Annotated in this window: 22 protein-coding genes; 12 read left to right on the plus strand and 10 right to left on the minus strand. The window is 64.8% G+C overall.

The window, feature by feature from the left end; genetic code table 11:
• Position 1 precedes the first annotated feature (1 nt).
• Complete coding sequence (locus DNA98_RS05835; protein WP_110527555.1) at positions 2–517, minus strand: DinB family protein; 516 nt, start codon at positions 515–517, stop codon at positions 2–4.
• Between the two features lie 42 nt (positions 518–559).
• Here DNA98_RS05835 and DNA98_RS05840 point away from each other — a divergent pair, with 42 nt between their 5' ends.
• Positions 560–1,663, plus strand: a complete 1,104-nt coding sequence (locus tag DNA98_RS05840) for a DUF418 domain-containing protein (RefSeq protein WP_110527558.1) — start codon at positions 560–562, stop codon at positions 1,661–1,663.
• 12 nt (positions 1,664–1,675) lie between these two features.
• Here the strand turns inward: DNA98_RS05840 and carA are convergent, their stop codons facing one another.
• The 6 genes from carA to DNA98_RS05870 form a co-directional block, all read right to left on the minus strand.
• A complete protein-coding gene (carA, locus tag DNA98_RS05845; RefSeq protein ID WP_110528302.1) occupies positions 1,676–2,842 on the minus strand; it encodes a glutamine-hydrolyzing carbamoyl-phosphate synthase small subunit in 1,167 nt (388 codons plus the stop codon).
• 96 nt (positions 2,843–2,938) lie between these two features.
• Entirely contained in the window at positions 2,939–4,057 is a 1,119-nt protein-coding gene (locus DNA98_RS05850; protein WP_110527561.1) for a type II toxin-antitoxin system HicB family antitoxin, read from the minus strand.
• A 32-nt stretch (positions 4,058–4,089) separates the two neighbouring features.
• The gene (locus DNA98_RS05855) at positions 4,090–4,638 is read right to left on the minus strand and encodes an N-acetyltransferase (protein ID WP_110527564.1); all 549 of its coding nucleotides are present in this window, start codon (positions 4,636–4,638) and stop codon (positions 4,090–4,092) included.
• A gap of 13 nt (positions 4,639–4,651) precedes the next feature.
• The gene (argH, locus tag DNA98_RS05860; protein WP_110527567.1) at positions 4,652–6,046 is read right to left on the minus strand and encodes an argininosuccinate lyase; all 1,395 of its coding nucleotides are present in this window, start codon (positions 6,044–6,046) and stop codon (positions 4,652–4,654) included.
• Complete coding sequence (locus DNA98_RS05865; protein WP_110527570.1) at positions 6,043–6,525, minus strand: GNAT family N-acetyltransferase; 483 nt, start codon at positions 6,523–6,525, stop codon at positions 6,043–6,045. The genes argH and DNA98_RS05865 overlap by 4 nt, the downstream gene beginning before the upstream one ends.
• A 24-nt stretch (positions 6,526–6,549) precedes the next feature.
• Entirely contained in the window at positions 6,550–7,743 is a 1,194-nt protein-coding gene (locus tag DNA98_RS05870) for an argininosuccinate synthase (RefSeq protein ID WP_110527573.1), read from the minus strand.
• A gap of 179 nt (positions 7,744–7,922) precedes the next feature.
• Between DNA98_RS05870 and DNA98_RS05875 the strand changes: the two genes are divergently transcribed.
• Positions 7,923–8,474, plus strand: coding sequence for a glycerol-3-phosphate acyltransferase (locus DNA98_RS05875; protein ID WP_110527576.1), 552 nt, complete (start codon positions 7,923–7,925; stop codon positions 8,472–8,474).
• 16 nt (positions 8,475–8,490) lie between these two features.
• Here DNA98_RS05875 and DNA98_RS05880 read toward each other — a convergent pair whose 3' ends face one another.
• From DNA98_RS05880 to DNA98_RS05890, 3 genes are all read right to left on the minus strand, one after another.
• Positions 8,491–9,546, minus strand: coding sequence for a diguanylate cyclase (locus DNA98_RS05880; RefSeq protein ID WP_158531611.1), 1,056 nt, complete (start codon positions 9,544–9,546; stop codon positions 8,491–8,493).
• A gap of 68 nt (positions 9,547–9,614) precedes the next feature.
• Positions 9,615–10,859 carry a histidinol dehydrogenase gene (hisD, locus tag DNA98_RS05885; RefSeq protein WP_110527582.1) on the minus strand — a complete coding sequence of 415 codons (1,245 nt, stop codon included), beginning with the start codon at positions 10,857–10,859 and terminating at the stop codon, positions 9,615–9,617.
• 45 nt (positions 10,860–10,904) lie between these two features.
• Positions 10,905–11,573, minus strand: coding sequence for a DUF3108 domain-containing protein (locus DNA98_RS05890; RefSeq protein ID WP_110527585.1), 669 nt, complete (start codon positions 11,571–11,573; stop codon positions 10,905–10,907).
• 126 nt (positions 11,574–11,699) lie between these two features.
• Here DNA98_RS05890 and DNA98_RS05895 point away from each other — a divergent pair, with 126 nt between their 5' ends.
• The 10 genes from DNA98_RS05895 (at position 11,700) to DNA98_RS05940 (ending at position 23,095) form a co-directional block, all read left to right on the plus strand.
• Entirely contained in the window at positions 11,700–15,779 is a 4,080-nt protein-coding gene (locus DNA98_RS05895) for a DUF4900 domain-containing protein (RefSeq protein WP_110527588.1), read from the plus strand.
• A 2-nt stretch (positions 15,780–15,781) separates the two neighbouring features.
• Positions 15,782–16,240, plus strand: a complete 459-nt coding sequence (locus tag DNA98_RS05900; protein ID WP_110527591.1) for a GspH/FimT family pseudopilin — start codon at positions 15,782–15,784, stop codon at positions 16,238–16,240.
• Positions 16,237–16,683 carry a prepilin-type N-terminal cleavage/methylation domain-containing protein gene (locus DNA98_RS05905; RefSeq protein ID WP_110527594.1) on the plus strand — a complete coding sequence of 149 codons (447 nt, stop codon included), beginning with the start codon at positions 16,237–16,239 and terminating at the stop codon, positions 16,681–16,683. Before DNA98_RS05900 ends, DNA98_RS05905 begins: the two co-directional genes overlap by 4 nt.
• A 7-nt stretch (positions 16,684–16,690) precedes the next feature.
• Positions 16,691–17,476 carry a PilW family protein gene (locus tag DNA98_RS05910; RefSeq protein ID WP_158531612.1) on the plus strand — a complete coding sequence of 262 codons (786 nt, stop codon included), beginning with the start codon at positions 16,691–16,693 and terminating at the stop codon, positions 17,474–17,476.
• Between the two features lie 12 nt (positions 17,477–17,488).
• Complete coding sequence (lepA, locus tag DNA98_RS05915; protein WP_110527600.1) at positions 17,489–19,303, plus strand: translation elongation factor 4; 1,815 nt, start codon at positions 17,489–17,491, stop codon at positions 19,301–19,303.
• A gap of 57 nt (positions 19,304–19,360) precedes the next feature.
• Complete coding sequence (locus tag DNA98_RS05920; protein WP_165363921.1) at positions 19,361–20,350, plus strand: sensor histidine kinase KdpD; 990 nt, start codon at positions 19,361–19,363, stop codon at positions 20,348–20,350.
• Between the two features lie 8 nt (positions 20,351–20,358).
• Positions 20,359–20,937, plus strand: coding sequence for a response regulator transcription factor (locus tag DNA98_RS05925; RefSeq protein ID WP_110527605.1), 579 nt, complete (start codon positions 20,359–20,361; stop codon positions 20,935–20,937).
• Between the two features lie 24 nt (positions 20,938–20,961).
• Complete coding sequence (locus DNA98_RS05930; protein ID WP_110527608.1) at positions 20,962–21,291, plus strand: cyclic-di-AMP receptor; 330 nt, start codon at positions 20,962–20,964, stop codon at positions 21,289–21,291.
• Positions 21,292–21,377: 86 nt separating this feature from the next.
• Entirely contained in the window at positions 21,378–22,274 is an 897-nt protein-coding gene (locus DNA98_RS05935; protein WP_110527611.1) for a DsbA family protein, read from the plus strand.
• Between the two features lie 47 nt (positions 22,275–22,321).
• On the plus strand, positions 22,322–23,095 hold the full coding sequence (locus DNA98_RS05940) for a tRNA (adenine-N1)-methyltransferase (protein ID WP_110527614.1): 774 nt from the start codon (positions 22,322–22,324) through the stop codon (positions 23,093–23,095).
• Positions 23,096–23,106 lie beyond the last annotated feature (11 nt).

Raw genomic sequence — 23,106 nt, forward strand, 5'->3', positions numbered from 1 at the left:
TTTAGGTACGGGTCGCGTCCCATAGCTTACGGGTGGTGATGATCTGGCCCGCGTGGTGCTGGGCGTGGTTGCCGATATGATCGAAGATATACATGGCCGGCACCGGAGGGTTACTGCCCCAGGCCCGGGGGGCCTCGAGGTCGGCCTCGCGCAGGGCGGAGAGCCCCTCCCAGACCCGCTGCATGTTGGTCCGAAACTCTTCTAGCACAGTTTCGGGGGGCTCGTGGGTAGGGCGCAGCTGCTCGGGGGGTAGCTTTTGGAAAGGATCGGGGATCTCCTCTCCCCGGCCTCGGTACAAGAGCCGCACCGAGGCGATGCCGATGTGCCGTACCAACCCGCCCACCGGGTTGGTATTCGGCCCGGGGACCCACCAAAACCCCGCAGGCCCTAAGTCGGCAGCCCACTTGTCCACAATCTCTAAGACCTCCTCGAGGTTGCGTAGCCATAACGAAACCACGGGCAAAACACCCGCGATATCCCCGCGCAGAAAGGGCGGAAGGGGTACAGGAGGTTGCATGGCCCCTATTCTAAAACCCTCTCGCCGGATCATAATCAGCAAGTGGTCACCCCTGCTCGAGAGAGAGACGCCTTCCTCGACGCCCTGCGGGGTTTTGCCCTATTCGGCATCCTGGCGGTGAACCTGGAAGCCTTCGCCGATCCCTTTTACTCGGTCGCGCACAGCGGCGAACCCATGAGCGACCTAGGCCGGGCGATCATCACCTTCTTCTATAGCGGTAAGTTTTACACCATCTTCGCCACGCTGTTCGGCCTTGGCCTGGCCTGGCAGGCCTCGCGGCTGCGGGCCCGGGGGCTAGACCCCAAGCCAGTGCTGCGGCGTAGGCTGCTCTGGCTGCTGGGGGCTGGAGCCGTCCACGGCACCCTGCTCTTCAGCGGCGACATCCTGGGCACCTACGCGGTGCTGGGCCTCTTCGCCCTGCGCTATCACCCGGCCGTCGCCACGAAAGCGCACCACGAGCGCTCCCACCTCCTGCGCACCGGCCTCGCCTACTACACCGTTGGGATAGCCTTGCTGGCCGGGCTCAGCTTCTGGTTTGGACCCGGTGGAGTCAGCCCGGATGCCGCCATCTACGCCGGCGGCAGCTTCGCCGAGGTAAGTCGGGCACGGCTATGGGACTGGCTGTGGAACACCGGCTCGAGCATCGTGTTGGGCTTCGAGCTCGTAGGGCTGATGCTCTTTGGCTTTTACCTTTTCGAGCACTGGCAGCGTTTTTCCGCGGCCACCCTGCGCCGGGGTATCCTGCTGGGGCTCGTGCTGGGCATCCCGGTGAACGCATATGACGTTTGGGTGAAGCCCAGCTACCTCGAGCCCCTGCGCGGCCTGGGCGGATTGGCCTTCGCCCTCGTCTATGCCTGCCTGATCCGGTTGTACTGGGATCGCCTATGCTGGCTTCACCTCTTGCAATACGCCGGAAGGATGCCGCTCACCAATTACCTGATGCAGTCCTTGGTGATGAGCACGGTGTTTTACGGCTACGGCCTGGGGCTTTATGGGCAGGTGAGCCCGCTGTTATTTCCGCTGATCGCAGCGGGGTTCGTGGCGTTACAGGTGAGCTTTAGCCGGGTCTGGCTCGAACGCTTCCCCCAGGGGCCAGTGGAGTGGCTGTGGCGGAAGTACACGTACGCCGGGGTGAAACCGGATTAGCAGACGAAAAGGTCAGACCCCCAGCTTATCCGCCCGCTGCTTCTCCACCGGCACTCCGGTCACGCCGTGGAAAGCCTCCACCTCCTCGAGGAAGCGCCGGAAGAGGTAGACCGAGTCGTGCGGGCCGGGGCTGGCCTCGGGGTGGTACTGTACGCTGAAGACCGGGTAGCGCAGGTGGGCCATGCCCTCGAGGGTGCCATCGTTGAGGTTGATGTGGGTGGGGCGGAACTCACGCAACGAGTCGATGTCCACCGCGTAGCCGTGGTTCTGGCTGGTGATCTCGACCTTGCCGGTGAGCAGGTTCTTGACCGGGTGGTTAGCCCCCCGGTGGCCGAACTTCATCTTGAAGGTGCGCCCCCCCGCGGCCAGGGCCAGCATCTGGTGGCCCAGGCAAATCCCAAAGGTAGGCAAGAGGCCCATCAGCTTCCAGAGGGTGTCGTGGGCGTAGCGGGGCATGGAGGGATCGCCGGGTCCGTTGGAGACAAAAAGGCCCTGGGGCTCGAGGGCCATGATCTGCGCCGGGGTGGTCTTACCCGGCACTACGATGGGCTCAAAGCCGAGTTCGGCCATGTACTTGACCTGGGAGAGCTTGATGCCGAAGTCCATCACCACGATGCGCCGCCCGGTCTTGAGGGTGGGGTAGGCGTAGGGCAGCGGGGTGGAGACCTCGGGGGTCATGTCGCGCCCATCGATATCGGTCCAGGAGCGAGCTTCGGCCTGCAGGGCCTTGAAGTCCGCCTCGCTGAAGCGGTAGCCCTCCCCCCCCAGCGCTGAGGCGTGGGCGATCACCCCTTTGAGCACCCCACCCTCGCGGATCTTGCGCACCAGGGCGCGGGTATCGATGCCCTCGAGCCCGACTACCCCGTAGAACTCCATAAACTCAGCCAGGCTCTGCTGCGCCCGGGGGCCCGCTGCGTAGGGGCTGAACTCTTTGGCCACGAAACCCCGCACCCAGGGGCGGTTTGATTCCATGTCGAAGACGTTGACCCCGTAGTTGCCCTGATGAGGATAGGTCATCACCACGATCTGCCCGTTGTAGCTGGGGTCGGTAAGGGTCTCTTGGTAACCGGTCTGGGCGGTGTTGAACACCACCTCCCCCACCGCCTTACCCCGGTGCCCGAAAGCGTAACCGTGGTAGACGGTGCCGTCTTCTAAGACCAAAACTGCGCGCTCTTTCATCCCAAACCCCATATTATGCGACATGTTTGCATTTCTATTCGCGTGGCCTGATCCCGCAGCGACCGCCGAGCGGCCAATCCCGGCTCGGCGGGCCGCTCAAAGCAGCAGTTTCTCGGCCTCGCCCTCCAGGGTACGCTCGTTGACGAAGGTAAAGCCCCACTGGTGGTGCAGCTCATCCAAAACCGCCTCGGGAATGCCCAGTAGCACGTACATCACCTGCTTGGCCGGGATGCGCAGGTCCTGGGCGATGCGCTGGTGGCGCTCGAGGGCCTCGTCGTAGCCACCGGTCTTGCATTCCACCAGCAGGAAACGGTTCGGGGTGCGCACCAGCAGATCCACCTCGAAGCGGTCTCCATTGGGGTAGATGAGGCTGGGGTTGGCCAGCAGATCGTGGGGGATGTTGCGCCGCCTGAGGGAAAGCTGGATGACCTGTTTGGCGTAGCGCTCGAGCCAGCCTCCGGTGACGAAACCCTGCACCCTCCCTTCCATGCTGAGCCGCCCATAGATGCGCCGCTGCTTGGAGCTATAGGTATAACTCTTGAGCAACCCCGCCTCCTTGAGCAGGGTGCAGAGCTGGGTTACCGTCCCGATATCGTTCTGGCTGGCCGAGGCCAAGGAGTACTGAAACTCACCGCTGCCCTTGGCCGCGGCCGACTTGATCTTCTCGTAGAAGCCGCTAACCGCGGCAAAGCGTTCGCCGATAAATCCGCTGATGCGCTCGAGGGCCTTTTCTTCTGCTTCGCTGTTCCCGTTGCGGCTGAGCTGGAGCTGTAGCCCAAGCTCGTTGACATACTCAGAGACTCGGGTGGAAGGGCGTTTGGGCTCTTGTCGGGGCGGCTGGGGTTGAGCGGGAGCGCGGTCTGCCCCTTCTGCGCGCCCCCCTCGCCGCAGGGCGCGTACCTCCTCGAGGATGCTCCTGACGGTCTTCAAGATGACCTGCTCGGTGGGGTTGGTGCTGGGATGGGTGGTGAGGGCGAGCTCTTGCAAAGCGGCCCCGGCAGGACCCAGCTCGGGTACGGCTTGGTGCGAAAGCAAGCTCTTGGCCAGCCACAGCTCGAGCTCTTCGCTCAGCCGCTCGCGGCACTCCTCAAACGAGCGGCCCCGCACCAGCAGACCGCTGATTTCGGGAACGGTACCCTCGAGGTAGCCCCCCTCGCCAGGACGGTACTGAGCAGACTTGAGGGCCAAGGCCAGGTAATCGGTAAGCAAACCCATGTCGTGTTGAGTTTACTCCCTTTAGCCCGAGCTTAGGGATGCCCCTTCCGGTAAGCCTGCTCCGGGTCGAGCACCTTGGTCACCCCAATCTCGCGGCAATTGTCGTAGAAAGGACAGCGGTTGCATTCACTCCAGACCTTGGGCGGCAGCTTCTCCCGGGTGGTGACGTGGTAGCCCAGGCCGGTGAAGAACTTGACCTGCAGCGTCCAGGCGAAGATCTGGGGCAAGCCCAGGTCTTTGGCCTCGCGCTCGGCGGCCAAGGCCAGCCAGCGCCCCAGGCCCTGCCCCTGGCGCTCGGGGTGGACCGCCAGGCCGCGCACCTCGGCGATATCGTGCCAGAGGATGTGCAGCGCCCCCGAGCCCACGATGTGCCCGTCCTCGTCCTCGAGCACGAAGAAGTCGCGCAGGTTCTCGTAGAGGTGGTCGTGGCTGCGCACGAGCATCAGGCCGCGCTCGGCCCAGTACTTGATGAGGGTGTAGATCGGCTCGACGTCCTTCATCCTGGCCTTGCGCAGTTCGACATTGGCATCCCAGCGCACCACTGGGAGCCGGGTGGTTCCCACTTCGATCAGGGTGCTCATCCCTTGCCTCCCATTACAGTCCAACCTCGCGTTTGGCGACCTCGATGGCTTCTCGGACCCGCTCCGGCGCGGTCGCGCCGTAGGAGCGTCGTCGGTGGATGGCGGTCTCGAGCCGGGTGAGCTCGAGGGCCTCCGCGCCGAAGAGGGGATGGAAGGACTGAAGCTCGGCGAGCTCGAGGTCGCGCAGCTCCTTGCCCGCCTCGGCGCAGTGGCGCACGATGCGCCCCACCACGTGGTGGGCCTCGCGGAAGGGCAGCCCCTGTTGCGCGAGGTAGTCGGCCAGTTCGGTCGCCAGCGAGAAACCCGACTCCGCCGCTTTGGCCATGGGTTCGGGCTTCCACACCAGCCCCGGCAGCATGGCGGCCATCAGCTTGAGCGAGGCCCGGTAGGTGTCGCAGGCGTCGAAGAGGGGCTCTTTGTCCTCCTGCAAGTCCTTGTTGTAAGCCAGCGGCAGACCCTTGACCACCGTGGCCAGGGTGACGAAGCCGCCCAGCACCCGCCCGGCCTTACCCCGGATCAGCTCGGCGACGTCGGCGTTCTTCTTCTGGGGCATGATGGAGGAGCCCGTGCTGAAGGCATCGGGGAGCACCGCGAAGCCGAACTCGAAGGAGGTGTAGAGCACCAGCTCCTCGGCCAAGCGCGAGAGGGTGAGCTGGCCGATGGCCAAAGCCGAGAGGGCCTCGAGGGCGAAGTCGCGGCTGGCCACCGCGTCGAGGGAGTTGCGCATGGGCCGGGCGAAACCCAGCGCCCGGGCGGTGTAGTGGCGGTCGATGGGGAAGCCGGTCCCGGCCAGGGCCGCCGCGCCCAGCGGGGACTCGTTGAGGCGCTTTAGGGCGTCTTGAATGCGCCCGGCGTCGCGGGAGAACATCTCGTAGTAGGCCAAAAACCAGTGCGACAACAGCACCGGCATGGCCCGCTGGAGGTGGGTGTAGCCGGGGAGGATGAGGGGGGGCTCGAGGTAGCGCTCGGCCTGCTGCACCAGCACCCGGCGCAAAGCCTCGAGTTCGCCCAGGATTGCCTCGAGTTCGCCCCGCAGCCACAGGCGCAGGTCGGTGGCAACCTGGTCGTTGCGGCTACGGGCGGTGTGCAGCTTGCCCCCCACCGGGCCCACCAGCTCGCTCAGGCGGGCCTCGATGTTCATGTGCACGTCCTCGAGTTCCTCCCGCCAGACGAAGCGGCCCTCCTCGATCTCCCGGCGCACCTCCAAGAGCCCCCGCCGCAGGGTCTCGGCCTCCTCGGCGCTGAGGATGCCCTGCTTGGCCAGCATGGCCGCGTGGGCCAGCGAGCCTTCGATGTCTACCAAAGCCAGCCGCTGGTCGAAGGTCCAGGAGGCGTTGAACGCTTGGGCCAGCCGGTCGGGGGCCTCGGCAAAGCGCCCGCCCCAGGTGCGTTGGGTCTCTTGACTCACGGGTGTACCTCGAGATTTTTATGCAACACGAACGGCGGCGGGGTGAGCGGGTTTGCCGCACTGTAAACCAGTTGTGGGTTCAACGTGTAGCCGAGCGAACCATACCACTCGACGAGGCGGTATTGGTCGTGCCGGACAGCCAGACGCAGTTCTTCGAGGCCGAGGGCTCGAGCCTCTTCTTCCAATACTTCCATCAACTTTGGTCCCCAGCCTTGCCTGCGGTGCTCCGCAAGTACGCCCAGCCTCTTGATCTCCCCTACCCCCCGCTCGGACGGGTGGGGAACCAGGCGCACCGTAGCGATGATCTTCCCATCCTGCTCAACCACCCAGCCGTAGCCTCTCTCGAGGTCGGCCCGTACCTTCTCGGACGTCTCCCGGTGGCCGCTCGAGTCGGGCGCGACCTTTCCCGCCCAGGCCGCCCGGATCATCGCGGCGATGGCTTCAGAATCCTCGAGTTGGGCCATGCGGATCTGGGTCATCTAGCAATCCCCGCCCCCGGTTTCCTAATCCTTCGGCTGGGCCTTGGCCCGCACCCGCAAGCGCAGCGCGTTGAGCTTGATGAAGCCCCCGGCGTCGGCCTGGTCATAGCCGCCCTGCTCGTCGAAAGAGACCAGGCTCTTGTCGTAGAGCGAAAGGGGCGAACGGCGCCCGGCCAGGATGATGTTGCCCTTGTAGAGCTTGAAGCGCACCGTGCCGGTGACGGTGCGGGAGACGTGGTCGAAGTAGGCCTGCAGCGCCTCGCGCTCGGGCGCGAACCAAAAGCCGTTGTAGACCAGTTCGGCGTACTTGATGGCCAGTTGGTCGCGCTGGTGCAGCACCTCGCGGTCGAGGGTGAGGCTCTCCACCGCCCGCCGAGCGTGGTAGAGCAGCGTACCGCCGGGGGTCTCGTAGACGCCGCGCGACTTCATGCCCACGAAGCGGTTTTCCACCAGGTCTACCCGGCCGATGCCGTGCCGCCCGCCGATGGCGTTGAGCCGGGAGAGCAGCTCGGCCGGGCTCAGGCGCTCGCCGTTGACCGCCACCGGGTCGCCGCCCTCGAACTGAATTTCGACCAGTTCAGGCTCGTTGGGGGCTTCCCAGGGGTCTTTGGTGAGGCGGAACATGCCCGCCGGAGGCTCGGCCCAGGGATCCTCGAGCACTCCCCCCTCGTAGGAGATGTGCAGCAGGTTGGCGTCCATGGAATACGGCTTCTCCAGCGTCACCGGGACCGGGATACCGTGCGTGGCTGCATACTCAATCATCTGGGGCCGGCCCACGAAATCCCACTCCCGCCAGGGGGCGATCACCCGGATGGAGGGCTCGAGGGCGTAGGCGGTGAGCTCGAAGCGCACCTGGTCGTTGCCCTTGCCGGTCGCGCCGTGGGCGATGGCTTCAGCGCCCTCCTCCTTGGCGATGCGCACCAGGTGCTTGGCGATGAGGGGCCGGGCGATGGAGGTGCCCAGCAGGTAATAGCCCTCGTAGAGCCCGCCGGAGCGGAACATGGGAAAGACGAAGTCCCGCACGAACTCCTCGCGCAGGTCCAGGGCATAGGCTTTGCTGGCCCCGGTCCTGAGCGCCTTGAGCCGGGCCTCCTCGACCTCCTCGCCCTGCCCGATGTCGGCGGTGAAGCAGATGACTTCCGCGTTGTAGTTTTCGATAAGCCACTTCAAGATGATGCTGGTATCCAGCCCGCCCGAATACGCCAGTACGATCTTCACGCCTTTTCCTCCCGTACAGACTTTGGGCGGGGACTTGCCCCGCCCGTCTTTTCATCCACCTCGGCAATCGTCCCCTTGCGCCCAATAGCGCTTCTCCTGGTAGTGGGGTCGTCGCCCGAACATGCTGCATAAGTATACGCACACTCGGGCGGGGGGTCAAGGGGCATTAGGCTAGAAGCATGGGTTTACTATACGCTGCGCTGGCCGGTTACTTTTTCGGGAGCCTTCCCTTCGCCTACTGGTTTGGGATTTTGCAGCACAAAAACCTGCTCGAGGAGGGCTCAGGCAACGTCGGGACCACCAACGCCTGGCGGGTGCTGGGGCCAGTCCCTGGCGCAATGGTGCTCGTACTAGATGTGTGCAAGGGCATCCTAGCGGTGGCGCTCGGAGAGTTTCTGGCCAAAGACGCCACCGGAGGGCTACTGGCCGGGGCTCTTGCGGTATGGGGGCACTGCTACTCGATCTGGTTACTGGGCAAAGGGGGAAAAGGCATCGCCACCGGGGTGGGGGTGTTGTTCGCGGTTCAACCCGTGATCCTGCTGATCGCGCTGGGGCTATTCCTGGCCTGTGCCTTCTTGACCCGAAACCGCTACCGCGCAGCCAGCCTAGCCGCGTTGACCCTGCCGGTGCTGAGCGTGGCGGTCGTACCCATCACAGCCTACCTGTGGTTTGGCTTCGGGGTGGGGATCCCGGTAGCCATCAAAAACCTGCCGGACTGGAACCGAGTTTAGCGCGCTGCGTATTCGGTCAAGCTTCTCGTGGAGGACTCAAGACCGCCCGGTTGCGCCCCTGGCGCTTGGCCGCGTATAAAGCCTCGTCGGCGCGGCGCAGCAAATCCAGCCGGGATTCCCCCGGCTGATGCACTGCCACCCCCAGGCTCACCGTCACCGTCCCGACCTCAAGGAAGGGCTGGGCGGCCAGCCGAGTCCGCAAGCGCTCGACCAGCCCTAGGGCCTGCTGGATATCGGCAGCCTCAAGGATCAGCAAAAACTCCTCCCCGCCCCAACGACCCACCACGTCCCTTTCGCGCAGCGCATCGCGCAGACGCGCTCCCACCTCGATCAAGATTTCATCGCCTATCAGGTGCCCGAAGCGGTCGTTGATAGATTTGAAGTGGTCCACGTCCACCAGCACTACCGCGAAAGGCTGCGGGATGGTCAAGCGGTCCTCGAGGGCCTGAACAGCGCCCAAGCGGTTGAGCAACCCGGTCAGGCCGTCGGTGTGGGCCAGCAGATGCAGCTCTCGGGCGCGCTGGTGGGCCTGGGCCAGCTGGTCTTTGGCGTTGGAAAAGACGTACAGCAAAGCCGCCATCGCGCTTATACGGGTGATATCCCGCAACCAGCCGAGGAATTCGCCGCGGTGTAGCCCTTGCAGCAGGTCCGGGACGAGCCGGGCCGCTCCCACCAGGGCAGCCAGCACCACCAGCAGCACGCTATAGCGCAGCCCGGTCCCCGAGTCGAAGGTCAGGTAAAAGAGGATCATCAGGAAAGCGAAGACCCAGACCGTGGCCTCGAGCTCATTCCAGACCGCCGAGAGGTGGCGAACAAAAGCGAAGTAATAGGCATATTTGCCCAAGAACATCAAACCGGTTCCCAGAATGGTTTGCCGCTCGATATAGGCCACCGGGAATCGCCGGGTGAGCAAAGCCCATAGCCAAAACAAGGCGGCGACAAAAAAAAGCGGATAGGTCCAGCGCACGAAGGGATCTTGGCCTCGTTGAAAAGCCCAAATTATCGGTAGCGAGGCGGCCCCGACCAGCAGCCCCGCCGTGTAGACTCGGTACCTGAGCCGCTCGTCGCTCACAAGCTGGCTCCCACTCCGCATTCCCACGGGCTGATCCGGCGCCACATTTGCGCACCCGCTGCCAGCCCTTACCCGCGCCGACGGTCGAGGGCCCGGGCGTGGGCCTCGAGCCCCTCTTCCCGCGCCAACCGGGCCCCCAGCAGGGCCAGCCGGGCCGCGGCCTGGGAGGAGAGCCCCACCACCGGGATCACCTTGAGGAAATCCCGCACCGCCAGCCCCCCGCCGAAGCGGGCGGTGCCCGCGGTGGGCATCACGTGGCTGGGTCCGGCGATATAGTCGCCCAGCGCCTCGCAGGAATGCTCGCCAAGGAATACCCCTCCGGCGTTTTGTACCCTTCCCAGCCAGCGGGTGGGGTCTTCCACCGAGAGGCAGAGGTGCTCGGGGGCGTAGAGGTTGGCCAGCTCGAGCGCCTCCTCCAAGCTCCCCACCTCCACCAACCCGCTTCTCTCGAGGGCCTGGCGGGCGATCTCGGCCCGGGGGAGGGTGGCGAGCTGGCTGTGGAGTTCGGCTTCGACCCGGGCCAGTAGGTCAGGATCGGGTGAGAGCAGCCAGGCTTCGGAGTCGGGGCCGTGTTCGGCCTGGGCCAAGAGGTCGGCGGCCAGCAGCCGGGCATCCGCTGAGGCGTCGGCTACGATCAGGGTTTCGGTGGGACCGGGCAGGGCCTCGATCCCCACCGCCCCGTAGACCTCCCGCTTGGCCAGGATCACGTAGCGGTTGCCTGGCCCGACGATCTTGTCCACCCGCGGAACCCGCTCGGTGCCGTAGGCCAAAGCCGCGATGGCCTGGGCGCCGCCCATGGCAAAAAGCCGGTCGGCCCCCGCCACCCAGGCCGCCGCCAGGATGGCCGGATGCACTTTAGGGGGGCTCGCCACCACCACCTCGCCAACCCCGGCCACCCGCGCCACCCCCGCCGCCATCAGCACCGAGGAGATAAGGGGGGCGCTCCCGCCGGGGACGTACACCCCCACCCGCTCGAGCGGGCGCACCAGCTGGCCTAATAGACCCTCAGGGCTAGCCTCCAAGAAGCCACCGCGGGGTTCATGGGCGTAAAACGCCTCGATCCGCTCGCGCGAGGTCTCGAGGGCGTCCCGCAGCTCACCGCTCAGGTCCTCGTAGGCCTCCCGCCAGGAGCGCTTGGGAATCTCCTCGGCAGGGAAACCATCCAAGCGCTCGCTCCAGCGGTCCAAGGCCGCATCCCCCTCGGTCTCGACTTCCCGGAGAATCTGCCGGACCCGCGCGAGCGCTGCCTCGTCCTCGAGAAAAGGTTTTCTGCGGGCGAATCGCCCGCGTACCTGGTCAGAGCGATAGATCATCTCAATGCTCCTGTTCCTGTCTGGGATAACCGCTTGCCCTCCCGCTCAGCGCCGCCTACGCCTGCGCTGACGCCGGCGAGGCTCTTCTTGGTTTTCCGGTTGGGATGGACGCTCCCGCTGCACCTGGAGGAGCTGGGCCTCGAAGACGTGGTCGCCGACCTTCTGCGTCATCCGCACCGGGTAGCCGTCCGCATCGTAGTACAGGAGGCTCAGCCCCGGACGCAGGCGAAACACCCGGGCGGAGGTCTGGCCCCAAGGAAGCTCGAGGGTCTGGTCCGCCAGCCGCTCTACGTAGACCCGCCCCCCCACCATGCCGTAGCGCCGCACCTCCCCAGGAGCGATCTCGAGACGCGCCACCGCCAGGATCAGCGAGAGGGGGTCGTGCAGTTCGCTCACGTAGGGGATCGCCAGGTCCTCCTTGCCCTGGCTGACCACCACCAAGCCCTCATCCCGTAAAAACTGGACCTCCATCACCCGCGCCTCGCGCCCTTCGACCCGCTCGCGGTAGCGGCGGGGGTAGCCGGTGGGGTCCAGCTCGCTCTCCCAGCGCTGGCGGGTATGGGGCTCGCCGAAACGGGCCGAGGGCAGTTCGACCGTGGCCTCGAGGATGAGCCGCGAACCCGAGCGCAGCGGCTCGAGGGTGAGCCGCTGTTCCCCGGCGGCCTGCCCGGCGAAGCGCAGGCTGTAGCGCAGCGTCTGGGGAATGACTACCATGCGGTATGATTTTACCCTACGCCAGCCGCAGCGGCCCGCTCCCCCCAACCGGGGGTATCGCGGTAACGGGGACCCGGCTAAGCTCGAAGGTAGGGCAAGCGAACACCCAAGGGGGATCGTCTGGGTATGAAGAGCAACAAAGGGATCGCGCTAGTGGTAGCACTCCTCGCGGGAGCGCTTTTGCTTACGGTGGTTCTCGCGGTGGTAGCGAATCTCTCTCTTTCCACGCGCCGCGTTACCGGCGATCAAGGACCTATCCTGCAGGCCAAGTACGCCGCTGAATCCGGCTTGGCCTTTGCCAGCAAGCGGGCTGAGACCATGCTAGACCAGACCGGGTTTTTAGTCCAGTACCTGAAATTGCCCGCCGGGGCCAATCTCAACCAGTACGCGGCCAACTTCTGCAACACCACCACCGGAAGCCCTGGCTTCACCAACCCTTACGCCCAACCCCTCAGCGTCCAAAACGTGACCGTGTGCACGGTACAAGCCAACGGTACCGTACCTGAAGGCGACCGTTGGAGCATCTTCAGCGATAACATCTCCGACGCGGCCTACACCGCCTGGAACACCAAATACCCCACCCGGCCCATCGACAAAAGCACCTTCTGGACCACCCTGTTCCGCGCAACTACGCAACAACAAGTGCTCAGCGACGCAAGCGGGGTAAAGTCGGTATATCAGATCCCCCAAGGCATCTTGGAGCCTGTGCAGGTTACTGCCTACAGGCAAGGGGGTAGCTGGGTTTTCCGCTTTGAGATCCAGCCCCAAACCGTCCGTTCAGTCGGGTTGCTCCTTAACAGCACAGGCCAGCGCCTAGCCCAGCAGGTTCTCGAGCGCCAGTACGGCAACCGCTTGGCCTTGGTGCTCCTGCCCCCCAGCTTCGCCCAGTTCGCCCAGTTCACCGACTTCAACGCCACCGGTATAGGCACCGGCAGTGAGCGGGTGTGGTTCTACGATAGCCACCTCTACGGCGGCCCCGTACACACCAACGACATCTTGGCTTTCGGCGGCGGAAGTCCCTGGTTCGGCGGGCGGGTGAGCAGCGCAGGCTGTGTGCGCTCGAGCGCCACCGATCCATGCAGCAGCAAGGACCCAAACAAGGTTTACGTAAACCCCAGCGCCCCCACCAAGACGGACGTCGCCTCGGCCTTCCCGGCCTATGCCAAGCCCCAGTTCGCCAACGACCCCAACAGCCAGACCAACCCGCCAGCCAAAGACGTCAACTGGAATGCCGACTACATCCCCTTGCCCACCACGGACGTAGCGCAGAAAACCGCCGCACAAAACGGGGGCATCTACATCGACGCCGGGGAGACCGCCTCGACAGCCCCCGGCGGCCCCTACGGCAACCTCAACCGCCTGAAGCTCTGGGCGGCCAAGGATGCCAACGGCACCCCCCTGGATGCCTCCGACTGGGACGCGGCCAACGAGCGCTGGAAGATCGACAAAAACGACACCCGTTACCAGTTCATCGAGGCCAGCATGGACTACCGGGGCTTCGGGCGCTGCGAGGATCCCATCCAGAGCATCAGCCTCTCCCCCTCCTCGGTGAACGCCCCGACTGCTAGCCCGGCCACGGTGACGGTCAACATCAGCCGCAACCCCAACTGGAGCGGCCCGGTCTACGTGGACGCGGGCAGCACTATACCGTCGGGAGCCACCATCGGCGGGCTGAACCAGAGCTATAGCGGAAACGGCACCCTGACGGTCAGCCTGCCCGCGGGCTTCAGCGGGGGCAGTGTGCAGATCCGGGCCCAGGCCAAAAGCGGCGCGGGCTCCCCGCCCGTGCAAGGGGATACCGGATACTATACAGCCGACCTAACCTTAAACGCGGCCCCCCAGCCCTACTACAACTTGAACACCGCCTCAGTAACGGTCTGCAAAGGGATGAGCGCCACCGTTAATATCAGCATTTCACGGCAAAACGGGCACAACCTCCCCGTAACCCTGAGCTTCACCAACCTGCCCAGCGGCATCAGCATCAGCCCGGCCAACCCCACCATCCCTGCAGGCTCCAGCAGCGTTGCCGTCACGGTGAGCGCCGGCGCTACGGCCAGCAACGGAACAGCGAAGATCAACGCCTTCGACTCCAATGGCACCCCTCCCAGCAACGGGAACTCCAAGAACTTGACCATCACCGTGCGGGATAAATTCGCCCCCAGGGCAAACAACGTCAGCATCAACAAGCCCACCGTCGGCACCAACTCCGGCAGCACCACGGTAAACCTCAACCGCTGCCCCGGCTACGATAACCCCATCGACATCACCTTCTCCGGGGTGCCGACCGGGGTGACGCTAAACCCTGCATCGGTCAACGACACCACGGCGGGTAGCGTAGGTATAAGCGTTATCGTGAGCACCTTGGCCACCCCCGGCACCTACACCGTCACCGGCACCGCTACGAGCAACGATGGAACCAGGCAAACCTTCACCTTCCGAATTACCATCAACGGCCCCAGCTATACCCTCTCTGCCCCCGACCTGACCGTCCTTCGCGGGGCCAACGCCAACCTCACGGTGAGCATCAGCCGTAGCAATGGCCATAACCTGCCCATCGGCCTGAGCTTCTCCGGCCTGCCCAGCGGGGTCTCCATCACCCCGCCTACCGCAGCGAACATCACCGGGAACTCGGCCTCGTTCAGCCTGAGCGTTTCGAACAGCGCCACCCCCGGTACCTATACCCTCACGGTAAACGGGGTGGACACCGCCGGGCTCACCGCCTCGGATACTTTCAAGCTCACCATCCCCGCACCCGATTTCGCCCTCAGCCTCAGCCGGAGCCAGGTAGACCTCATCCGCGGAGGCAGCCCGGTGACTCTCAACGTCAGCGTCACGCCGAGCAATGGCTTTAGCGGTTCGGTCAACCTCAGCTTTAGCGGCCTACCCAACGGCGTCACGGTGAGCCCAGCGAGCGCCAGCGTCAACACCAGCGGCACCTCCACCTTCAGCCTCTCCGCCAGCAGTTCCGCGACCCTCACCTCCGGCGTCACCGTCACCGTCACCGGTACCGGCGGCGGCCTGACCCGCAGCCAAACCTTCACCCTCACCGTAAGCGGCAGCGGCGGCCTGGGATGGCACCCGCGCCTTTGGCAGACGGCGGCTTTGGGGTTGGGCTGGCTAACCCCCTTCACCACCTTCGCCCTCCCCTACCCAGCCCTGCCCAACGTGAGCGTCCCTCCGCCCAAGTGCGCCGCCGGGAAGTTTGTGAACCCCAACTACAGCTTCACCCAAAATGCCGGGGCCAAGGTCACCTACCGCATCGACAAGGACGGCAACATGAGCGTGCGGCTGGTGATCAGCTTCGATGACTCGCTCCGCAGCGGCACGGGCGGCACCATCACCGCCGACTCGGGCTGGGTACAAGCGGGCAAGTTCAACGGGGTGCTCTACGTAGACAATCAGGAGCCGGGCTGGGACCTGGCCGTTGACGAGCTCACCGGACCCGACCGCATCAGCGGTCTACGGGACAAAAACGGGAACCTCATCCCCACCACCGATCCCCGCTCGGCCCCTCCGGCCATCGCCCGCTTCCAGCAGATCACCATCGCCGCGCAGAAGACCATCGCCATCAGCGGGGACCTCAAGTACGAGGACCCTCCCTGCGCCGGAGCCCCCACCAAGAATCCCGATGGCAGCGTAACCCCGGCGGCGTGCGGCAACCGGGAGAAAATGATCGATCCCAATAGCCCGGACTACAAGGCCAATATCCTGGGTCTCTACTCCCAAGACGGAGATATCCGCATCAACGCCGGCGGAACCGATCCTTACGGCCACCCGGTAGTCGGGACCAATGCGCCCAAGAATGTCGAAGTACACGGGGTGCTGATGACCTCGAGCGGGCGCATCTACGCCAACTTCAACCGCTTCTATAACAGCCCCGATGGCAACCCGGAGCTGGGTGACTTCCGGCTCTTGGGCGGCACCATCAGCAAGTTCTACGGCGAGGTAGGCCGCGACACCAACGGCGACGCCAAGCCCGACCAGGGCTTTGGACGGCGCTACACCTACGACGTCCGCACGCAGGACAGCGGGATGACCCCCCCGGCTTTCCCAACCTTCGATAAAGGCGTTCCTCCCAAGGTCCAACTCTGGGACCAAGCCCTGAACTCGAGCAAACCCATAGCCGAAGGTGGGCTCAACGGACAATACTCTCCCCGCTCGCTCAAACCCGTTCCCGGCTTTACCCGTTCGGCCAAGGATCAGTAGACATGCGCAGCAAGGGTTTCTCCCTCCTCGAGCTCTTGGTGGTCCTATTCATCCTGGGGCTTCTGGGAGCGCTAGGCTTCATCACCTTGCGGGAGAGCATCAACCGCGGCCAGGTCCGGGAGGTAGCCACCCGCCTCGCGGCGGACCTGGCCCAGGCCCGCAGCTCAGCCCAGCGCTACGCGCGGCCATCGCGACTCGAGCTGGCGCCCGACGGCAAAGGCTATACCCTCACCCTGCGCCAGGGGGCAGCGGATCAGCTGGTCCAGACCTACACCACCCCTCCAGGCATCACCCTGGAGGCCGTGGGCTCCACCCCCACCCAAATCACCTACGATGCGCCCCTGGGGGAGGTCACCACCAATAGCGCGGCGGCCTTCGCGGCTACGGTAAAATCAAACCGGACTACGTACTCTAGGGTGGTACGCGCCATTGGGGTCACCGGCAAGGTGGTGGTGCGATGAGGCAGCAGGGCTTAACCTTGGTCGAGGTATTGGTAGCCATCGCCATCTTCGCGGCGATCTTGGCGGTGGTGGTGCCCCTGGTCGGCTTCTTTCGCTTGAACAGCCAGAGCACCCGCACCCTCAACGCCACCACGCTAGCCCAAAATCTCGTGGAGGAGGTGCGGGGGTTCTGGCAAGATCCCGACCACTACAACAAAACCTGCTACGAGCCGGCATCGCCGCTACCCAGCCAGGTGAGCTTGCGAGCCTACGCGCTGGATGCGACCGGAGGCAATCCCTCTCCCCTCACCGTGAACTATAGCTGTGCCAGCGCTACCCCTGATGCCGCTTACGTCTCCCTCAAGAGAATGGAGGTAGTGGTCCAAGACCCCCGCAATGCCACCAAGGTTCTGGCCCGCGTCACCGTGGATGTGCCCAACCCCACCCCCCCGCCCATCAACTGAGGCCCGTATGCGAAGCAAAGGCTTTACCCTGTTCGAGCTCTTGGTGGCCATGGTCCTGGTGGGCCTGATCTTTGCCGCTTTTCTCCAGGTATTTACCGGCACCCTCAACCAGTCCACCCTCACCAGCGCCCGCTCCGACCTGCTCAAAGAAGGCCAGATCGCCGTGCAGGTGATAGCTTCGAAGCTACAGGAGGCCTGCTACGTCTACCCTAACGGCGCGACCCTACGTATGGCCGATAGCGGCTACAGCACGCAAAACCTGCGTGGGGGTTACGACTGGACGGTGGGGAGTGACCCGATTCTGGCGATGCTCCTTCCGCCCGATCCCAACAGCGCCAATCCAGACTCCTATCGTTTCTTCGCCTACTACCCGCTGCTGCGCGGTTTTTATAACAGCAACGCCGGGACCAGCCTGCAGCTGGAGAGCGACCCCGCCAACGACAACGTCTGGGTACTGATGGAGTACCGTCGCAACCTGGACCCAAGCATCACCCCCGGCGACTTCGCCAATCCACCCGGCAGCCCCGCGCCGTGCGCCACCTTGGCCCAGGGACTGACCAACGCCGACCTCCAAGGGGGCACCGCCCGCATACTGGTAGATTACGTAAGCCCCCAGAACGACCTCTTCAGCCCCAACGACAACCCCGCCGACCCCAGCGACACCCCTACCGCGGCCACGCTAAACCTGCGGATGCAGCGCAGCCTCCAGGGGAAAAACCTGAGCGTAGCCGGGGGAGGGAGCGGCCTTAGCGTACGGGTGTTTCCTCGCAACCTGGGCGTCCTCGCCCCCTAGTACAATCAAAGGGTGCAGGAACGCATACGCAATTTCTCCATCATTGCCCACGTAGACCACGGCAAGTCCACGCTCGCCGATCGCATCCTCCAGATGACCCATGCGGTCAGCGTGCGCGAGATGCGCGAGCAGTTTCTGGATTCCCTCGAGCTCGAGCGCGAGCGCGGCATCACCATCAAAGCCAGCGCGGTGCGCCTGTTTTACGAAGCCAAGGACGGCCAGACCTACACCTTCAACCTCATCGACACCCCCGGCCACGTGGACTTCGGCTACGAGGTGAGCCGGGCCCTGGCCGCCGTGGAGGGGGTGCTGCTGGTGGTGGACGCCTCCCAGGGGGTCGAGGCCCAGACCATCGCCAACTTCTACCTGGCCCTCGAGCACGAGCACACCATCATCCCGGTGGTGAACAAGATCGACTTGCCCTCGGCCCGGCCCGAGGAAGTCGCCCTCGAGATCGAAGAGGTGCTGGGCCTACCCGCCGAGGAGGTGGTGTTTGCCTCAGGCAAGACCGGCCAAGGCGTGGAGGAGATCCTCGAGGCCATCGTGAGGCGCATTCCAGCCCCACGGGGCAAACCCAGCGATCCGCTCAAGGCGCTCATCTTCGACTCCATCTTCGACGCTTACCAGGGGGTGATCCCCTACGTGCGGGTCTTCGAGGGGACGGTCACCCACGGGGACAAGATCCGCGTCTGGTCTACCGGAAAAGAGTTCGAGGTGGACAAGGTGGGGATCTTCCGGCCCGGCGCGCTCGAGCCCGTTACCCGGCTGGGCCCTGGCGAGGTGGGCTGGATCACCGCCAACATCCGCGAGATCGGCGAGGCCCAGGTGGGCGACACCATCACCCTGGCCGACCACCCCACCGATGGCCCCTACCCCGGCTTCAAACCGGCCAAGCCGGTGGTCTTCGCCGGGATGTACCCGGTGGACACCCAGGACTACAACCGCCTCCGCGACGCCCTGGAGAAGCTCAAGCTCAACGACGCCGCGCTCTCCTTCGAGCCGGAGACCTCAGAGGCGCTGGGCTTTGGCTTTCGCTGCGGGTTTTTAGGCCTGCTGCACGCCGAGATCGTGCAGGAGAGGCTCGAGCGGGAGTTCAACCTCAACCTGATCTCCACCGCCCCCAGCGTGATCTACCGGGTCCTCACCACCAGCGGAGAGGTGTTCGAGGTGCATAACCCTTCGATGCTCCCCGACCCCGCCACCATCGCGGCGCTGGAGGAACCCTACGTCAGGCTCAGCGTGTACACCCCCGAGGAGTACGTCGGGCCGATCATGCAGCTATTGCAAGAGAAGCGCGGGCGGATGGACCATATGAACTATCTGGGCACCGGCGAGCGCGGCAAGCGGGTGGAGCTGGTGTACCAAGTGCCCTTTGGGGAGATCCTCTACGACTTCCACGACCGGCTCAAGAGCCTCTCGCGCGGGTATGCTTCGATGGACTACGAGCAGGCCGGTTACCAAGAAGGCGACTTGGTCAAGGTGCAGATTCTGGTCAACGAGGAGCCGGTAGACGCCCTGGCGTTCATCGCCCATCGGGATAAGGCCTACTCCCTCGCCCGCAGCATGGTGGACAAGCTGGCCGAGGTCATCCCCCGCCAGCAGTTCGCGGTGCCCGTGCAGGCCGCCATCGGTGGGAAGATCATCGCCCGGGCCACGGTGAAAGCCCTGCGCAAAGACGTGCTGGCCAAGTGCTATGGCGGCGATGTGAGCCGCAAAAAGAAACTGTTGGAGAAGCAGAAGGAGGGCAAGAAGCGGCTCAAGGCCATCGGCAGCGTGGAGGTGCCGCAGGAGGCCTTCTTGGCGGTGCTCTCAGCGGGGAAGGAGTGAGTACGCTATGCGTCGTACGCCATCTCTTTACGACGTATGACGCTCGACGCCAGGGCCATGTCGCTCAAATACCGCATCGCCCTCTCCATCGCTACGCTCTCTTTTGTCCCAAACATCGTCGTGTTGGCAGGGTTTCTGCTCAGCATCCGAGGGCAGAACCCCGAGATCTGGCTACCGCTGCTGCTATGGGCCCCCTTCTTGGCCCTGGGCTCGGCGGGGGTGGGGTATCTGGTGGCTACGGTCTTGATGCGCCCGGTGGACGAACTGACCCGTTCGCTGGCTTACCTGCGCAGCACCGAGCGCGTTCTGGCCGAACTCACCCTCCCCCGCCCCAAGGAACGCCCCCCCAAGGAGATCGCCGAGCTGCGGGAGGGATTCGAGGAGTTGCTCGAGCACCTGCGCCAGGTGATGGAAGGGCGCGAGGCGGTCTTCGCCACCCTGGCCCACGACCTCAAGACCCCGCTGTTGGCCGCCATCCGGGCCCTCGAGTACCTCGAGGATGCCGACTCCATCGGCCCCCTTCGGCGCAAGGAGGTCATCCGCGACCTGTGGAAGGAGCTCTCGCGGAGCTACTGGCTGGTGGAAAACCTGCTCACCGCCAGCCGCCTCGAGACCCAAAAACCCAACCCCGAGATGCTCAACCTGCGGGCCATGCTGGAAGATTTGCGCCTGCGTTTCGCCGGCTCGGCAAAAGAGGCCGGGATCAGCCTGGAGACAGCCGGGGCGGGGCAGGCCCGGGTGGACCGTCACCTGCTCGAGCGGGCCCTTACCAACCTAATCACCAACGCGCTGCGCCACGCCAAAAGCCGGGTGGCGCTGCGGGCCGGGGACGGCTGGGTGGAGGTCGAGGACGACGGACCGGGGCTGCCGGATAGCCTCGAGCGCCTTTCTCAGCCCTTCCGCAGCCAGCGGTTGCGCGGGGTGCGGGCGGGCTCGGCGGGGTTGGGGATGTACGTGGCCCGGCGGGTCGCGGAGGTCCACGGGGGCAAGCTCGAGCACCTTAAGGGTCAGTTGGGTGGGGCCTGTCTACGGCTACGGCTAAACTGAAAGTGGGAATGAGGCTCCTAATCGCCGACGACCATCCCCTGTTTCGCCTCGGGCTGCGGGCGGCCCTCGAGCGCGAGGGGTTTGTGGTCGTGGGGGAGGCCGGCGACGGGGAGGAAACGGTAAAGCTGGGCTTGAAGCTTCGCCCCGAGGCCATCCTGCTCGACATCAAGATGCCCAAGCGGGACGGAATCTCCACCTGCCGGGCTTTGCGCGAGGGGGGCTACGCCGGGCTCATCGCCATGGTCACCACCTTTCACGAACCCGCCTTGGTCCATCAAGCGGCCACTGCCGGGGCTGACGCTTATTGGTCGAAGGAGATGCCCCCCGACGAGCTGGCTCAGCGCCTAGGGCAGCTGCAAAAAGGGCTCGAGCCCCGCCTCCGCCCTCCTCCCCTACCGGAGCTGACCCCCAGGGAAAAGAGCGTGCTGCGCCTGCTGGCGCAGGGGCTCTCCACCAAGGAGATGGCCCAAGAGCTGGGGCTTTCCCCGGACACGGTGAAGGATCACCTCGAGCGCCTGTACGGGAAGCTCACCGCCCGCAACCGAGTAGAGGCCCTAGAGCGAGCCAGGGGATTGGGTTTTCTCTAGAGGCCGGGTGCTATAATCCAGGCCATGAAGCTGTTAATCACCATCGTGCAGGACGCGGACGCGCCGGGTTTGATCAAAGCCCTGACCGAGCGCGGCTTCCAAAGCACCAAGCTGGCTTCCACCGGGGGGTTCCTGCGCGAGGGCAGCACCACCCTCTTGATCGGGGTGGAAGACTCCCAGGTCGAGGCGGTCAAGGAGGTGATCCGGGAAAAATGCCGCACCAGAACAAGGCTCATCACCCCTGGTGTCCCCATGGCCGAGGCCCCCGATCCCTTTCTGGCCCAGCCGGTAGAGGTAAGGGTAGGCGGGGCGGTGGTGTTTATCCTCAACGTCGAGGAGTTCATGAAAGTGTAGCGGCCCTAACGCCCGATCCACTCCCTTTAGCGACGTGAGGGCCGCAGGGGCACTGAGCGCGTACGGATTGTTGTAAGTTAGTAGGTATGAAACTTGGGTGCGGCTTACTGGCCGCTTTTTTGTTAGGCAGCGCTACGGCACAGATCAGCTTCCCCCAGGAGAGCCTAACCAAAGCTTTGGGGGTGAATAGCCAAGCCCGAAGCTTCACCTATAACCGGGGAACGGTTCAGCTCGAGCTGCTAGACGGGCTGGTTTACAAGGTGAGCTACCGGGGCCCCGCTACCGACTACCTGGGGGCTGGGCGGGTGCTGGCCGCGGGGATCGGGGAGCCCAAGATGGCCGAGGCCTTCCTGGGCTTCATGCGGCAAAACGCCGAGGGGCTGCGCGGCAAGGGGCCGCAGAGGATCGGGGTGGGGGATGGCTTTAGCTTCACCCTAACCCTGGCGGCCGACCTGAGCTTTACCCTGGCCCCGGTGGAGATCAAGGATTTCGGGCCAGACCGGCACATCTTAGGCCAGGGTGGGGTGATGATCCGGGAGTTCTCTGACTTCCAGTGCCCCTACTGCAAACAGTTTGCGCTGCAGGTCAAGCCGGAGCTCGAGAAGCGCTACATCAACCCCGGCCTGGCCCGCTTCAGCTTCCGGCACTTCCCCCTCACCCAGATCCACCCCCAGGCCATGCCGGCCGCTCTGGCCGCCGAATGCGCTGCCCAGCAGGGCAAATTCTTCGAGTACCACGATGCCCTCTTCGAAAAGGGCATCAACGTCTCGGCCCGGGCCCAGGAACTCAAGCTGGACGAGCTCAAGCTGCTGCGCTGTACCCAAGACCCAGCCACCCGGCAGATCATCGAATCCGACCTTGCGATGGGCAGCCGGGTGGGGGTAAACGGGACGCCCACGGTGTTCGTAGGTCCTTTTCGCCTGCCCAACGCCTATGACCTCGAGGCCTACGGGCGCTACATCAAGATGGCCAACGCCCTGTGAAGGGTAGGCCCCTTGACCCTGGCGGGGGGAGGCTCGACAATTCTTGCGTGCGCTACGGCGACTGGGTGCTGATACAAGACCGCCGAGGCCGGAAATACCTGTTCCGGCTCAAGGAAGGCCAGAGCTTTGATCACCACCGAGGCTCGTTGAGGCACGAGGAGATCCTGAGGGCCGGGTATGGCTCGAGGATCACCCTGGAGAACGGGGAACCCTTCAGCGTTCACCGTCCCACGCTCGAGGACTACGCCCTGCATATGCCCCGCGAGGCCACCCCCACCTACCCCAAAGACGCCGCGATGATCGCCTTCCTGCTCGACTTGGCTCCGGGGATGCAGGTACTCGAGGCGGGCTCAGGCTCAGGGGGGCTCACCCTGTTTTTGGCCCGCGCCGTAGGCCCTGGGGGGCGGGTCTGGAGCTACGAGAGCCGAGAGCGCCACCAGGAACGGGCCAAGCGGAACCTGGAGGCTTATGAAACTTGGGGAAACGTACACTTCGTATTGGGGGATCTGCGCGAGGCCAAGCTCGAGCCCCAATCCCTAGACGGGGTAGCCCTGGACCTGATGGAGCCCTGGGCGGTGCTGGGCAATGTGGTGCCGGCCCTCAAAGCGGATCGCTCGGTGGTGGCGTATCTGCCCAACCTCACCCAGGTGGTGGCGCTGTTGGAGGAAATCAAGCGGGTGGGCTGGCCCTTACGGCACGAAAGGACGCTCGAGGTCATCCTGCGCAGTTGGGATGTGCGTCCGCCCATCGCCCACCCGAATTTTCAGCAGGTGGGGCACACCGCGTTTTTAGTGCAGCTTAGGCGGATTGGGAAGGCGTAGGAAACCCGGGT

The organism is Meiothermus sp. Pnk-1 (assembly GCF_003226535.1).
In the GTDB taxonomy this organism is placed as follows: Bacteria; Deinococcota; Deinococci; order Deinococcales; family Thermaceae; genus Allomeiothermus.

Coding starts and splice junctions, on each gene's coding strand:
- DNA98_RS05905 (WP_110527594.1), top strand. CDS start 16,237: ATGAGGCAGCAGGGCTTAACCTTGGTCGAGGTATTGGTAGCCATCGCC.
- DNA98_RS05900 (WP_110527591.1), top strand. CDS start 15,782: ATGCGCAGCAAGGGTTTCTCCCTCCTCGAGCTCTTGGTGGTCCTATTC.
- DNA98_RS05865 (WP_110527570.1), bottom strand. CDS start 6,525: ATGACCCAGATCCGCATGGCCCAACTCGAGGATTCTGAAGCCATCGCC.
- DNA98_RS05835 (WP_110527555.1), bottom strand. CDS start 517: ATGCAACCTCCTGTACCCCTTCCGCCCTTTCTGCGCGGGGATATCGCG.
- DNA98_RS05895 (WP_110527588.1), top strand. CDS start 11,700: ATGAAGAGCAACAAAGGGATCGCGCTAGTGGTAGCACTCCTCGCGGGA.
- DNA98_RS05925 (WP_110527605.1), top strand. CDS start 20,359: ATGAGGCTCCTAATCGCCGACGACCATCCCCTGTTTCGCCTCGGGCTG.
- DNA98_RS05935 (WP_110527611.1), top strand. CDS start 21,378: ATGAAACTTGGGTGCGGCTTACTGGCCGCTTTTTTGTTAGGCAGCGCT.
- DNA98_RS05850 (WP_110527561.1), bottom strand. CDS start 4,057: ATGGGTTTGCTTACCGATTACCTGGCCTTGGCCCTCAAGTCTGCTCAG.
- DNA98_RS05855 (WP_110527564.1), bottom strand. CDS start 4,638: ATGAGCACCCTGATCGAAGTGGGAACCACCCGGCTCCCAGTGGTGCGC.
- carA (WP_110528302.1), bottom strand. CDS start 2,842: ATGAAAGAGCGCGCAGTTTTGGTCTTAGAAGACGGCACCGTCTACCAC.
- DNA98_RS05930 (WP_110527608.1), top strand. CDS start 20,962: ATGAAGCTGTTAATCACCATCGTGCAGGACGCGGACGCGCCGGGTTTG.
- DNA98_RS05890 (WP_110527585.1), bottom strand. CDS start 11,573: ATGGTAGTCATTCCCCAGACGCTGCGCTACAGCCTGCGCTTCGCCGGG.
- DNA98_RS05920 (WP_165363921.1), top strand. CDS start 19,361: ATGTCGCTCAAATACCGCATCGCCCTCTCCATCGCTACGCTCTCTTTT.
- hisD (WP_110527582.1), bottom strand. CDS start 10,859: ATGATCTATCGCTCTGACCAGGTACGCGGGCGATTCGCCCGCAGAAAA.
- DNA98_RS05875 (WP_110527576.1), top strand. CDS start 7,923: ATGGGTTTACTATACGCTGCGCTGGCCGGTTACTTTTTCGGGAGCCTT.
- DNA98_RS05910 (WP_158531612.1), top strand. CDS start 16,691: ATGCGAAGCAAAGGCTTTACCCTGTTCGAGCTCTTGGTGGCCATGGTC.